At 68.6% G+C, this 14,428-nt stretch carries 8 protein-coding genes; 3 read left to right on the plus strand and 5 right to left on the minus strand.

The genetic code is table 11. The features are described 5' to 3' along the window. Window positions 1-121: 121 nt before the first annotated feature. Window positions 122-2,308, minus strand: coding sequence for a murein biosynthesis integral membrane protein MurJ (gene murJ / locus ACFYQ6_RS19510; RefSeq protein WP_388763974.1), 2,187 nt, complete (start codon window positions 2,306-2,308; stop codon window positions 122-124). Window positions 2,309-2,357: 49 nt separating this feature from the next. Beyond that, window positions 2,358-4,664 (minus strand): DUF6049 family protein, encoded by a 2,307-nt coding sequence (locus ACFYQ6_RS19515; protein WP_361579186.1) that lies wholly within the window; start codon window positions 4,662-4,664, stop codon window positions 2,358-2,360. A 197-nt stretch (window positions 4,665-4,861) separates the two neighbouring features. On the opposite strand from ACFYQ6_RS19515, the gene ACFYQ6_RS19520 reads away from it, so the two are divergent. Then, on the plus strand, window positions 4,862-6,304 hold the full coding sequence (locus ACFYQ6_RS19520; protein ID WP_361579188.1) for a CCA tRNA nucleotidyltransferase: 1,443 nt from the start codon (window positions 4,862-4,864) through the stop codon (window positions 6,302-6,304). A 152-nt stretch (window positions 6,305-6,456) separates the two neighbouring features. Here ACFYQ6_RS19520 and ACFYQ6_RS19525 read toward each other — a convergent pair whose 3' ends face one another. The 3 genes from ACFYQ6_RS19525 to ACFYQ6_RS19535 all read right to left on the minus strand — a co-directional run bounded on the left by ACFYQ6_RS19525 (window position 6,457) and on the right by ACFYQ6_RS19535 (window position 9,675). After that, a complete protein-coding gene (locus ACFYQ6_RS19525; protein ID WP_388763976.1) occupies window positions 6,457-7,746 on the minus strand; it encodes an MFS transporter in 1,290 nt (429 codons plus the stop codon). A gap of 82 nt (window positions 7,747-7,828) precedes the next feature. After that, window positions 7,829-8,911: an inositol-3-phosphate synthase gene (locus ACFYQ6_RS19530; protein WP_361579192.1), complete on the minus strand. Its 1,083-nt coding sequence runs from the start codon at window positions 8,909-8,911 to the stop codon at window positions 7,829-7,831. Window positions 8,912-8,973: 62 nt separating this feature from the next. Beyond that, window positions 8,974-9,675: a helix-turn-helix transcriptional regulator gene (locus tag ACFYQ6_RS19535; RefSeq protein ID WP_361579194.1), complete on the minus strand. Its 702-nt coding sequence runs from the start codon at window positions 9,673-9,675 to the stop codon at window positions 8,974-8,976. 387 nt (window positions 9,676-10,062) lie between these two features. Between ACFYQ6_RS19535 and ACFYQ6_RS19540 the strand changes: the two genes are divergently transcribed. Further along, complete coding sequence (locus ACFYQ6_RS19540) at window positions 10,063-12,759, plus strand: transglycosylase domain-containing protein (protein ID WP_361579196.1); 2,697 nt, start codon at window positions 10,063-10,065, stop codon at window positions 12,757-12,759. A gap of 163 nt (window positions 12,760-12,922) precedes the next feature. Then, entirely contained in the window at window positions 12,923-14,428 is a 1,506-nt protein-coding gene (locus ACFYQ6_RS19545) for a glycosyltransferase family 87 protein (RefSeq protein WP_388763979.1), read from the plus strand.

A 14,428-nucleotide genomic window follows, 5' to 3' on the forward strand; every position in this document is an offset into this window, starting at 1 on the left:
GCCTCCCCATCCGTTGCGCGATGCCAGCCAGCTCTGCACAGTCACGCCAATTGTGCCCACACTCCGGCGCTATGCACGACACGCGGTGTCCGGCGATGGTTGTGCGCGGCCCGGAGTCCGTTCAGCGTCCGAGCCGTCCCCGGACCATGCCGACCATGCCGTTGAGCTCTTCGATCCGCATCTTCTTCGCCGCGACGAAGAAGATGCCCAGGAGTACGACGCTGCCGCAGACGAGGGCCACGACCGAGCCGCCCGCCCCCTCACCGAGCGTCCGGAGAAGGGCGAAGCCCACGCCGCCGCCCACGACTGCCGCGGGGACGGCCGCCAGGCAGAGACGGGCGTAGGTACGCACCACGCGGGCCCCGTCGAGGTCGCCGCCGAGCCGGTTGCTCAGTCGGCGCCATGCGATGCCCACGCCGACCGCGTAGGCCAGCCCGTAGGAGGCCGCCATTCCCACGACTGCCCACTGGGCCGGAAGAATCACGTAGCAGAGGGCGGACGCCGCCGCATTGACCGCTGCGACGATGACCGTGTTGTAGAACGGGGTCCGGGTGTCCTCGTACGCGTAGAAGCCACGCAGGACGACGTACTGCACGGAGTACGGGATGAGGCCGAGGCCGAACGCCATCAGGATGAAGCCCATGGAGCGGGCTGCTTCGGTGCCGCTGGACGCGTAGAGCAGCGTGCACATCGGCAGACCGAGCGCCAGGAACGTGAAGGCGACCGGCACGATGGCCACCGCGGAGTTGCGCAGCCCTTGCGAGATGTCGTCGCGGACGGCGCCGGGGTCGTTGTCATGCGCCGCACGGGAGATGCGCGGCAGCAGGGCGGCCATGACCGAGACGGTGATGATGGCCTGCGGCATGCCCCAGATCAGCTGCGCGTTGGAGTAGGCGAGGAAGCCCGAACCGTCCTTGTCCGCGAGCTTGCCCGCGGACGTGGCGAGCTGCGTGACGACCAGCACGCCCGCCTGGTTGGCCAGAACGAACAGAACCGTCCACTTGGCGAGCCTTATCGTCTTCCCGAGCCCGTGGCCCCGCCAGTCGAAGCGGGGGCGGAAACGGAACCCTGCTTCGCGGAGATACGGGATCATCGCCAGGGCCTGGACGACGAGGCCGAGCAGCGTGCCGATGCCCAGGAGGCGGACGCCTTCCGCCGGGATCGTCTCCACGCCCATCCTGGACTCGGCCGACGTGCCGTAGACCCAGATGAACAGGCCGAAGGTGAAGATCATGACGATGTTGTTCAGGACCGGGGTCCACATCATCGCGCCGAATCGTCCGCGGGCGTTGAGGATCTGGCCCATCACCACATGGACGCCCATGAAGAAGATGGTCGGCAGGCAGTACCGGGCGAAGGTGACCGCGACGGTGTCCGCCGCCGGCTCGTTCGCGATCGTGCTCGACATGAGGTGCACGAGCCACGGAGCGGCGAAGACCGCGATCGCGACGATCACGCCGAGGGCGACCATGACGAGGGTCAGTAGCCGGTTGGCATAGGCCTCGCCGCCGTCCTCGTCGTCCTTCATGGAGCGGACGAGCTGGGGGACGAAGACCGAGTTCAGCCCACCGCCCACGGTGAGGATGTAGATCATCGTGGGGAGCGTGTACGCGATGGTGAAGCTGTCACCGAGCAGTGCGGCGCCCAGCGCCGCGGTGATCACCAGGCTGCGGATGAACCCGGTGAGGCGGGAGACGAGGGTGCCGGCCGCCATCAGGGCGCTCGACTTCAGTATCCCCGCGGCCCGTCCCCCGGACTTCGGAGGCACGGGAGCGGGAGCGGCCTGTGGCTCGGCAGGGGGCCCTGGAGGCCTGCCCGAGCCTTCCTGGTCACGGAAGAGGTGGGCGAAGGCGTCCTGGTCCCCGCGGTCGTCGGACGCCTGGGTCACCAGGTCGTCGACCCCCACGTACTGGGTCGTGGCGGCATTGTCCCCGTACGGGAGGTGGCGGGAGGGGCCTGCGGGCTCCGGTGGGGGCGTCTGGGCCCAGATACGGGGGTCGGGGGCGTGCTGGGCGGCGGGAGGCTGCTGGTAGAGCGCCTGCGGCTCCTGATAGGTGCCTGGAGGCGGCGGGGGGTGGGCGGCGCGGTCGTAGAGCGCCTCGGCCACCGGGTCCTGCGCGGCGAGGTCCTGAGCGCGGTACGGATCGTGGTCGTACGCGTGCTGGAGGTACGGGTCCGGCGTCTCTCCGGACGGGAGATACGGGTCGGGATCCCCGGGCCGGCCGCCGCCCTGTGGCACCGGCGGACCGCCGGAAGATCCAGCTCCGCCCGCGCCCTGGCCGCGGTCACCGTCGTACGGCGCGTTCATCGAAACCCCACCTCATTGTCCCCGGCCGACCGGCCCCGACAGACATCGCTCAACGGTCCACTTTCTCACCCGGGCCCGACGGGGCCTCGCTCACCGGACCGGTGTCCGGGGTCGGGTCACTCGGCTGCTCGGGTTCACCGCCGTTGTTTCCGCCCGTGTCGCCTGTCCCGCCCGCGGCGGCGCGCTTGCGGTGGGTGTACATCCTGATTCCTGCCAGCACCAGCAGCAGCAGCCCGCCGGCGATGACCAGCAGCACCGTCGGTGTGACCTCCGAGACCTTCACCGTGAAGGTCATCTCCTCGCCGTACGGCGCCCCGTCCTCCGTGAAGAGCCGCGCGGTGACCTGCGCCTGTCCGTTCGCGTTGGCGGCGGCGTCGAACTTCACGGACTGGCTGTGACCGCCCGCGATCGTGACCGGCTGCTCGGCGACGGCACCGCCGCCGTTGAGCTTGAGGCGGGTGGCGTTGCCCGACGTGAGCCGGAGCACGAGGTTGTCCACACCCTGGACCAGTTTGTTCTGCACGGTCACGGGGATCGTCGCGCTGCGCCCGGACAGGGTGACGTCCGACTTCGCGATCAGCTGGACCTCGTTGGTCAGGCCCTGCAGATAGGTTCGGACCGCGTCGCGGTACTGCTGAGCCTCCAGCTGCCTGCCACGCCACGACGTGGACACGGAGCGGTTGATCGCGTTCCCGAAGGGGGTCACCACCCGGTCCGGCTGGGTGAGGATGACCTGGAAGCTGTCGAGCGAGTCCTGAGTGGTCCGGATGTCCTGGAACGCCTGGGTGGGCAGCTCCTGGCTGCGCAGCTTCTTCGGGTACTGAGAGGCCCGCGGCACCTTGGTGGTCGCCTTCGCGTCCGGCTTCTGTTCGGCCGCCGCCGTCAGGTCGAGGGGCTGTGTCCAGCGCTCGCCGTCGAGTGCCTGGAGGGCTCGCGCCATGCTCTGTGCCTGCGCGGCCGTGGGCGTACGCTGCGGCGCCACGACGATGCTGCGCTCGTTGTCCGGCGCCTGTTCCGTCAGTGCCAGCGTCTGGGCGAGGAACTTCTGCACGGCGAGCGTGGAATTGCCGGCCTTGGCCATCTCGCCCGTGAACGCCGTGGAGAGCCGGTAGTCGGAGACGACCGCGGTGGTGCCGCCACCGATCGGCCTGGCCGCGGTCGGCGTGTAGAGCAGCCCGCCGGTCTCCTCGAGGCTGTCGCTGCGGGCGATCACCTTGTGGGCGCCGGCCGAGGTGGCGACATCGACCACGGAGGGATCGATCGCGCCGTTCACCGGCCAGGCGAAGTCGGTGGACGGCTTCACGTGCAGGACGGTCTCCACCGTTGTGCTCGCCACCTCGGTGGCCGTCTGCAGGTGGCTGAGGGTCCCTGAGACGTTCTTCCCGCGATGGGCGATGGAGGCCAGATCGGGGTCGGCGAACGGCAGGGCCACCACCTTGCCGTCCTTGACGGCCGCTTCCAGAGCCGTGAGCCACTTCTTGGCGATGGCCTGGTTCGTCCCCGCGACGGTGGTGTCACCGACGCGGACGCGGTAGTTCCTCGTCATCGCGTCGACAGAGGCGAGCAGGTCCGGGTCGATCACCCACGTCACCGGGAGCTGGCGACCGAGCGCCACCAGCTGTTCCAGCCGGCCGCCGGGCGCGAGTTCGAGGGCCAGGTCGTCGCTGGCGAAGACGGGAGTCTGCTGTTCGTCGGACCCCGTCTCGGCGGTGACGTGGGCCGAGGCGATCAGCGGCCAGAGGAAGGTCAGCTTGGTCTTGCTCGCGGTGTCCTCGGGCTGCCAGGGAAGGAAGGTTCGTTGGATCCCGAGAACCTGGTCGTAGGCGTAGTCGGTGGTCCTGCCGGTGATCGAGACCCCGAGCTGGTAGACGCCCTCGTCGTCCAGACCCAGCTTGTCCACCGGGACGGCGAGCGTGAAGTCCTGGCTGACCCCTGAGGCGAGCTTCGCGACCTTCACCGTGTAGGAGCCGCCGAGCTTGGCCGGGTCACTGCCGGGCTGGTAGCCGGTGCGTCCGGCCGCCTCGTCGATCGCGGCTCTTCCGGACAGCCTCGGCCCGACGCGCAGGTCGACCTCGGCGTCCGTGATCGTCTTCTTGCCCTTGTTGGTCAAGGTTCCGGAGACGCTCAGGGTGTCGCCCTCGACGGGTGCGCTGGGTGAGAGCGTGTCCAGGGACACAGCGACGGTGCGCGAGCCGGTCGGGGCCTTGGCTGCCGCCTCGGCATGTGCGGAGGGGGCCGCGGGCCCTGCCAGGAGGCCGGCGAGCAGCGGCGCACCGACGATCAAGGAGGCTGTGCGCCGGAGCCACCGGCGGGCAGGGGAGGGAGTCATCCCCTGAAAGTCTGCCGCCTCGGCCACGCGTATCCGTCCCTCGTCGTCGTCAGCTGGTATCGGTCTTGCCGGTCTCTGCGTCCCCGCATGGTAACGATGTGCCCGAGTGCTGAGTGCCGGGGTCCGCGTCACATGATCGCGAGAGTCTCGTGATCGGGAGAGTCTCGCAGGGCGGCAAGAAACGATGACGCCCGGGCCGGTCCGTGCACGTACCCTTTTCTGTTGTGCCGAACGCCAACGAAGACAGCCCCCGTGCACTGAGCCAGGTGCAGCACCGCGCAGTCAGCGAACTGCTGCGGGTGTCCCCGGTCGCCGACGACCTCGCCCGCCGATTCCAGGAGGCCGGGTTCGGCCTCGCCCTGGTCGGTGGGTCGGTCCGCGATGCGTTGCTCGGCAGGCTCGGAAACGACCTCGACTTCACGACCGACGCCCGCCCGGAGGACGTTCTCAAGATCGTCCGCCCTTGGGCGGACTCGGTCTGGGAGGTCGGAATCGCCTTCGGCACCGTCGGCTCGCAGAAGGACGGCTACCAGATCGAGGTCACCACCTACCGGTCGGAGGCGTACGACAGAACCTCGCGCAAACCCGAGGTGTCCTACGGCGACTCGATCGAGGAAGACCTCGTACGCCGCGACTTCACGGTCAACGCCATGGCCGTCGCGCTGCCGCACAAGGAGTTCATCGACCCGCACGGCGGACTCGACGACCTGGCGCAGCGTGTACTGCGCACTCCGGGCACGCCGGAGGAGTCCTTCTCCGACGACCCGCTGCGCATGCTGCGCGCGGCCCGCTTCGCTGCGCAGCTGGACTTCGAGGTCGCCCCGGACGTCGTCAAGGCGATGACGGACATGGCGGGACGCATCGAGATCGTCTCCGCCGAACGCGTCCGTGAGGAGCTCAACAAGCTGCTGCTCTCCGCGCACCCCCGCAAGGGCCTGGGGCTGCTCGTGGACACGGGCCTGGCCGATCAGGTGCTGCCGGAGCTTCCCGCGCTGCGTCTGGAGAGTGATGAGCATCACCGTCACAAGGATGTCTACGAGCACTCCCTGACCGTCCTGGAGCAGGCCATCGACCTGGAGGAGGAAGGCCCGGACCTCGTGCTGCGCCTGGCCGCCCTGCTCCACGACATCGGGAAGCCCAGGACGCGGCGCTTCGAGAAGGACGGCCGCGTCTCCTTCCACCACCACGAAGTCGTGGGGGCGAAGATGGCCAAGAAGCGGATGACGGAGCTCAAGTACTCCAACGACATGGTCAAGGACGTCTCCAAGCTGGTGGAGCTCCATCTGCGCTTCCACGGATACGGCGACGGTGAATGGACCGACTCCGCCGTGCGCAGGTATGTGCGGGACGCGGGGCCGCTGCTGGAGCGGCTGCACAAGCTGACGCGCTCGGACTGCACGACGCGGAACAAGCGCAAGGCGAACGCCCTGTCGCGCACCTATGACGGACTCGAGGAGCGCATTGCGCAGTTGCAGGAGCAGGAGGAGCTGGACGCGATCCGGCCCGACCTGGACGGCAACGAGATCATGCGGATCCTCGGCGTGGCACCGGGGCCTGTGATCGGTAAGGCCTACGCCTTCCTGCTGGAGCTGCGCCTGGAGAACGGGCCCATGGGGCATGACGCCGCGGTGGAGGCCCTCAAGGAGTGGTGGGCCGCTCAGGACTGAGGCTGGAGCCGGCGGTCCGATCCATGCGGCAGACCTTGGCCCGCATGTTCTGGGCCGCATGTTTCACGTGAAACATGCGGCGTGCTTCAGGGCTGGGAGCCGGAGGGGCGGAAAGTGAGGGGCGTTGTTTCACGTGAAACAACGCCCCTCACTCATTTCTCGGTGCGGGCGCGCTGGGGCGTGGCACGCACACGACGCCAACGGAGCAGGGCCACCGAGACGGCGGCATAGAGAGTGGCCACGGTGAGGACCACGGCGATGGACCGCCCGTCAGGGGGGAGGGCGAGAGCGGACATGGCTGCCGCCGCGACGAAGGCGACATTGAACAGCACGTCGTAGAGCGAGAAGACCCGGCCGCGGTAGGCGTCGTCCACAGAGGTCTGCACCTCGGTGTCTGTCGCGATCTTCGCTCCTTGGGTGACGAGACCGAGGACGAACGCGGCCGCCAGCATCGGTGCGGGCGCGAACGGCAGGCCCAGCGCCGGTTCCAGGACAGCAGCCGATCCGGCGCAGCCCGCCATCCAGCCGTAGCGCCCGAAGCGGCTCACGGCCCAGGGGGTGATCAGGGCGGCGACGAAGTATCCGGCGGCCGAGGTGCCGAGCGCCAGGCCGAGCAGGGCCAGGCCGTCGGACTCGTTGTCGGACCAGGCGTAGCGGCACAGCATCAGGACCATGACGGTGAGCGCCCCGTAGCAGAAGCGCATCACCGTCATGGCGGCCAGCGCTTGGGCGGCGTTCCGGCGCTCGGCCAGATGGCGCAACCCCGCGACCAGCCCGCGCGCCGTGGTGGCCAGTGCTTCCCGCAGGCGCACACGGTGCTCGCTCAGGTCGGGCCCCAGGAGCGGGCGCGGCAGAGTCAGCGAGGCCAGAGCCGAGAGCAGGTAGAGGGCCGCGCCCAGCAGGACCACGGCGGCATCGGATCCATCGGTCAGCAGACGGATGCCCAGGGCCAGACCTCCACCGGCCGTGGCCGCCAGCGTGCCGGCGGTCGGGGAGAGGGAGTTGGCGAGGACGAGCCGGTCGGCGTCGACCACGCGAGGGAGGGCGGCCGACAGGCCGGCCAGTACGAAGCGGTTCACGGCGGTGACGCAGAGGGCCGAGGCGTAGAAGAGCCAGTCCGGTACGGAGCTCAGGAGCAGCAGAGCCGTACAGCAGGCCAGGGCGGCACGGAGCAGGTTCCCGTACAGGAAGACCTGACGGCGCGGCCAGCGGTCGAGCAGGACTCCGGCGAACGGGCCGATCAGTGAGTACGGGAGCAGCAGCACGGCCATGGCCGAGGCGATGGCCGCCGGCGTCGCCTGTTTCTCCGGGGAGAAGACGACGTAGGTGGCGAGCGCGACCTGGTAGACACCATCGGCCGACTGGGAGAGCAGTCGTACGGCGATAAGGCGACGGAAGTTCCGAAGGCGCAGGAGTACGCCCAGATCACGCACGACAGGCATGTGGGCAAGGGTCACACACGTGGGGGGTCCCGCGGCGCATTGCCCCGGGACCCCCCAGATGAAGAAGCGGTGAGCTGCTGGATCAGCGCTCGACGTCGCCGCTGATGAACTTCTCGACGTTCTCGCGGGCCTCGTCGTCGAAGTACTGAACCGGCGGGGACTTCATGAAGTACGAGGAAGCCGAGAGGATCGGGCCACCGATGCCGCGGTCCTTGGCGATCTTCGCGGCGCGCACGGCGTCGATGATGACACCGGCCGAGTTCGGGGAGTCCCAGACCTCGAGCTTGTACTCGAGGTTCAGCGGAACGTCACCGAACGCGCGGCCCTCGAGGCGCACGTACGCCCACTTGCGGTCGTCCAGCCAGGCCACGTAGTCCGAGGGGCCGATGTGGACGTTGTCCGCACCGAGCTCGCGGTCACGGATCTGCGAGGTGACGGCCTGCGTCTTCGAGATCTTCTTGGACTCCAGGCGCTCACGCTCGAGCATGTTCTTGAAGTCCATGTTGCCGCCGACGTTCAGCTGCATGGTGCGGTCCAGGATGACACCCCGGTCCTCGAAGAGCTTCGCCATCACGCGGTGCGTGATGGTGGCGCCCACCTGGGACTTGATGTCGTCGCCGACGATCGGGACGCCGGCCTCGGTGAACTTGTCCGCCCACTCCTTGGTGCCGGCGATGAAGACCGGGAGGGCGTTGACGAAGGCGACCTTGGCGTCGATGGCGCACTGCGCGTAGAACTTCGCAGCGACCTCGGAACCGACGGGCAGGTAGCAGACGAGGACGTCGACCTGCTTGTCCTTGAGGACCTGGACGATGTCGACGGGGGCCTCGGCGGACTCCTCGATCGTCTCGCGGTAGTACTTGCCCAGGCCGTCGTGGGTGTGGCCGCGCTGAACGGTCACGCCCGTGTTCGGCACGTCGGCGATCTTGATGGTGTTGTTCTCGCTGGCGCCGATGGCGTCCGCGAGGTCGAGGCCGACCTTCTTCGCGTCGACGTCGAAGGCGGCGACGAACTCGACGTCGCTCACGTGGTAGTCGCCGAACTGCACGTGCATCAGACCGGGCACCTTGCCGGCCGGATCGGCGTCCTTGTAGTACTCGACGCCCTGCACCAGTGAGGCGGCGCAGTTGCCCACGCCGACGATGGCTACGCGAACCGAACCCATGCCGATTGCTCCCTGTGTGTTCTCGGTGTTCCCCGATGACGCCGTGCGGGTCCGCGGGGGTTTCACTTGGTGTCGTCGGACGGATCCGGCCGGGTGTTGTCCCGGTGCCGGGGCAGGCCGCCCGTCTCTCCTGTTGTGTCTTCTTGAGAGGAGCTCTCGGGTGAGGATCGTCGCTGATCCCGCCCCGAACGCTCACTCTCGATGAGCTCGTTCAGCCAGCGCACTTCGCGCTCCACGGACTCCATGCCGTGTCGCTGCAGCTCAAGCGTGTAGTCGTCGAGTCGTTCGCGGGTCCGGGCGAGAGAGGCGCGCATCTTCTCGAGGCGCTCCTCCAGCCTGCTGCGGCGGCCTTCGAGGACTCGCATCCGCACGTCGCGCTCCGTCTGGCCGAAGAAGGCGAAGCGAGCGGCGAAGTGCTCGTCCTCCCAGGCATCCGGGCCGGTGTGCGAGAGCAGTTCCTCGAAGTGCTCCTTACCTTCAGCCGTCAGCCGGTAGACGATCTTGGCGCGTCGCCCGGCCAGTGAGGACGCGGGGGCGACCCCACGGCCCGCAACGGGCGGCGACGCCGGAACGCTCCCCGGTTCCTCGATCAACCAGCCGCTGGCCACCAGCGTCTTGAGGCAGGGATAGAGGGTGCCGTAACTGAAGGCGCGGAAGATCCCCAGCGAGGTGTTGAGGCGCTTGCGCAGCTCGTACCCGTGCATCGGGGACTCGCGGAGCAGGCCGAGTACGGCGAATTCGAGGATGCCGGAGCGTCTGCTCACCTTCGCTTCCTCCTTCGCCTGGTGCTTCCGCGGGGCCGCTGGGCCGACCTTATGCCGTGCTGATGTATCGACTCGATACATCAGCACGATAGATCGGCTTGTGATGTTCGACAAGGGGCCGGTTCGTGAGCGGCGTCACATCAAGGATTCATAGGGAGTGACTTGCGTAATTTGGGGTGAAGTTCGGTCCCCGGAGGTTTTTGACCGTGCGTAGTCTGTGCGGCATGCAGACCACCGGGAACCGCGAGACGCCGCCGAGCGTCAGTCATCGCGGACTGCCGGATGTACTGCGGGTGAGCCTTCCGCAGGGCTTGTCCGTAATTCGGGGGGACCGGATCTCAACTGCCGCTTCCAGGCGCTCTCGCCTGCCCGAGGAGTAGTCGTTCCATGAGCGAGCACCGTCGCAAAGCGCCGCAACCTCAAGGTGGCGGGCGCGCAGCGGCCAGACGAGCCGCCCAACAGCCTGCTGGACGTCGCACCGACTCGTCACGCAGAGCAACGTCAGCATCACCTTCCGAAGCGCACGGCGAGGAGCCGACGTACGGAAGCCGTGCCGAGGCCCGCCGCGCCGCGCAGCGCGGCGGAGGCAGGCGGCGGGGGGCCGGGGACAGCACCGGTCACGAAGGCCGCGGCCGGGGTCGCGCGGACTCCGGCAAGAAGCGCTTCATCGACTACCCGAGAGCCGGAAAGTACGGCTTCCGGCGCTGGGTGCCCTCGTGGAAGCTGGTCTCCGGACTGTGCCTGGGCTTCCTGGGCCTCATGATGGGCGCGGCCGGCATCGCGTACGCCCTGGTGGTGCCTCCCGAGGTCAACGACCTGGCCAAGGCCCAGAACAACGTCTACTACTGGGCCAACGGAAAACAGATGGTCGCCACGGGCGGGTCCGTCAACCGCCAGGCGATCGAGTACGCCCAGATCCCCGAAGCGATGCGCAACGCCGTCATCTCGGCCGAGAACAAGACGTTCGAGACCGACCGGGGCATCGACCCCATGGGTATCGCCCGCGCGGTCTGGAACATGGCCAAGGGCGGTGAGACCCAGGGCGGTTCGACGATCACCCAGCAGTACGTGAAGAACTCGCGCCTGACCCAGGACCAGACCCTGAGCCGGAAGGTCAAGGAGCTCTTCATCACGCTCAAGGTCGGCGAGACCGTGGGCAAGAAGAAGGTCATGGAGGGGTACCTCAACGTCTCCTACTACGGCCGGGGCGCTTCCGGACTTCAGGCTGCGGCCCGTACGTACTACGGCAAGGACGCCCAGGAACTGGACGCGAGCGAGTGCGCCTTCCTGGCGACGCTGCTCAAGGGTGCGAGCTACTACGACCCCGCGGGTGCTCCCGACGTCGACCCGGTGCAGGCCACGAAGGCGAAGAACACCGCGCGGGCGAAGGCACGCTGGGCCTGGATCCTCGACGAGGAGGTCAAGGACGGGCGCCTGAGCGCCGCGGAGCGCGCCAAGTTCAAGACCTTCCCGATGCCCAAGCCCAAGATGGCGGACGCCAAGCTGGGCGGCCAGACCGGTTACCTGGTCGACCTCGCCACGAAGTACTTCCTGGCGCACAACGACCGGAACGTCACCGAGAAGGAACTGGCCCTCGGCGGCTACGAGATCCACACGACCTTCGACGAGAACAAGGTCAAGCAGCTCCAGAAGTCGGTCAAGCGCGTGTACGACGAGAAGATCGACGAGGAGAAGCGCCCCGACCTGGACTCGCACGTCGAGTTCGGCGGCGCTTCGGTGGACACCGAGACGGGCGCCATCGTCGCCACGTACGGCGGCCAGAACGCGACGGAGCACTACACCAACAACGCCGACGCGACCGGTGCGCAGGTCGGTTCGACCTTCAAGCCGTTCGTGCTGGCGGCCGCGATGCAGTACGGGAAGCGCAACCCCGAAGGCGGCGAGACGCAGAGTGAGTCGGAGCGCACCCTCGTCTCGCCGAAGAGCGTCTACAACGGCGACAACAAGCTGCAGATCAAGAAGTACAACGGCGAGGTCTGGCGCGACAAGGACCAGAACGACTGGCGCCAGACCAACGACGGCGACCACAACTACGGTCCGATCACCCTGCGGTACGCCATGCAGGAGTCCGCGAACTCCCCGTACGTCCAGCTCGGCATGGATGTCGGCACCGACAAGGTGAAGCAGGCCGCCCTCGACGCGGGACTGCGCGACGACCAGTACCTGGCGGACTCGAACTACCCCTCGTTCTCCATCGGTACCTCCTCGCCCAGTGCCATCCGGATGGCAGGCGCGTACGCCACCTTCGCCACCAGCGGCAAGCAGCGCGAGCCCTTCTCGGTGACCGAGGTGAAGCACGAGGGCACGGTCATCTACCAGCACAAGACGGTGACCAAGCCCGCGTTCTCGAGTGCGATCGCGGACAACGTCACCGACGTGCTGAAGAACGTCGTCGAGAACGGGACCGGCACGCCGGCCCAGCTGGAGGGGCGTGACGTGGCCGGCAAGACCGGTACCACCGACGGCAACAAGTCGGCGTGGTTCGTCGGCTACACCCCGCAGCTGTCCACGGCCGTCAGCATGTTCCGGCTGGACGACGACGAGACGAAGAAGAACCGCGAGTTCCTGGAGATGTTCGGGACGGGTGGCGAGGAGAAGATCCACGGTGCCTCGTTCCCCGCGCAGATCTGGCACGACTACATGGCCGAAGCGGTGAAGGGAACCAAGGTCAAGACCTTCCCGAAGCCGGAGCCCCTCGGCGACCTGGTCTACGGAGGCGGCGCGCCCAGCCCCAGCCCGACGCCCAGCCCGACGCCCTCGCCCTCGGCGTCCAGCGAGATGCCCGAGAGCCCGTCGCCCACCCCGACCACCCCGTCCCCCTCGCCGAGCAACACGTGCGCGCCGCTCGACTGGGAGTGCAAGAACAACCAGAACGGCGGGACCACCGACGGATCCACGGACGGCGGGACCACGGACGGCGGGAGCACCGACGGCGGGACGACCGACGGCGGGACGACGGACGGCGGGACGACGGACGGCGGGACCACCGACGGCGGGACGACGGACGGCACGTCGAACGGCAACGCCAACGGCAACGGCGGATTCATCGGAGGCGGCGGATAGCAGTACGGAGGGCGGTGGCCGGTGCCACCGCCCTCCGGGAGCCCGCTCAGGGCCCCGCACGCGCACGACGAGGGCCGTCGGCACCTGCCAGGTGCCGACGGCCCTCGTGTGTCCCGCACGCGGCCCACGCCCGTCCACAGCGCCGTACGGCAGGATGTGCGGCATGCCAAGCGCAGAAGACACGAGCGTGCACCAGGAGCCGTCCGTCGTACCGCCCACGCGGCAGGACGAGATCGCCGCGGCGGGGAGCGAGCTGATCGGCGGGCCCGCGGGCCGCTGGGCGCGGTTCGGGACGGGGCCGCTGACGCCGGTGCGGGTCATCGTGCTGGTGATGATCGGGATGTTCGCACTCGGCATGGTGCAGAAGATCCCCTGCTACGACTGGGCGTGGTTCCGCGGTACCAGTTCGCAGTACACGCACGCCTGCTACTCCGACATCCCGCACCTCTTCGCCGGGCGAGGCTTCGCCGACGGCCTCGTGCCGTACGCCGACCGGCTCAGCGGCGACATGGCGTACCTGGAGTACCCGGTCCTGACCGGCCTCTTCATGCAGATCGCGTCCTGGCTGACGCTGACGTCCTCGTCGGATCCCATCCAGCAGCGGGAGCAGATGTACTGGATGGTCAACGCGGGCATGCTGATGATCTGCGCGGTGATCCTCGTCGTCTGTGTCGCCCGCACCCACCGGCGCCGGCCGTGGGACGCCCTGCTGGTCGCCCTCGCTCCGGCTCTCGCGCTCACCGCGACGATCAACTGGGACCTGCTGGCCGTCGCGCTGACGGCCGCCGCGATGCTCGTGTGGTCCCGGGGCAGGAACCTCGCCTTCGGCCTCCTCATCGGCCTGGCGACCGCCGCGAAGCTCTACCCCGTGCTGCTCCTCGGCCCTCTGCTGGTCCTGTGCTGGCGGGCGGGGAAGTGGCGGGCGTACGGGGCCGCGCTCTTCGGCGCGGCGGCGGCCTGGCTACTGGTGAACCTTCCGGTCATGGTCTACGCCCCCGAGGGGTGGAAGAAGTTCTACACGTTCAGCCAGGAGCGGCAGATCGACTACGGCTCGTTCTGGCTGGTCATCACCCAGCGCACCGGCAGGCCCATCGACGTCGGCACGGTGAACACGGCCTCCGTCCTGCTGATGATCGTGCTCTGCGCGGGGATCGCCGGCCTCGCCCTCACGGCCCGGCACCGGCCTCGCTTCGCCCAGCTCGCGTTCCTGGTGGTGGCGGCCTTCATCCTGACGAACAAGGTCTACTCGCCGCAGTACGTGCTCTGGCTGATCCCGCTGGCGGCGCTGGCCAGGCCCCGCTGGCGGGACTTCCTGGTCTGGCAGGCCTGCGAGGTCATGTACTTCCTGGGGATCTGGTTCTACCTCGCGTACACGACCAGCGGCGACAAGCACCAGGGGCTGCCGCAGGAGGGCTACCAGGTCGCGGTCGCCCTGCACCTGCTGGGAACGCTCTACCTGTGTGCTCTCGTCGTCAGGGACATCCTGGCGCCGGAGAAGGACCCGGTGAGGCGCGACGGGTCCGACGATCCGTCGGGCGGGGTGCTCGACGGGGCGCCGGACCGGGGCGCCCTGGCACAGGTGCGCACCCGCCCGGCCCCGCACGCCGAACCCGCGGTCGAAGGACCGCGGGTCGAGTGGGGGGCCGCCGGCCGAGAGGGCTCCCGATAG

Source organism: Streptomyces sp. NPDC005494, from assembly GCF_042872025.1.
GTDB lineage: Bacteria > Actinomycetota > Actinomycetes > Streptomycetales > Streptomycetaceae > Streptomyces.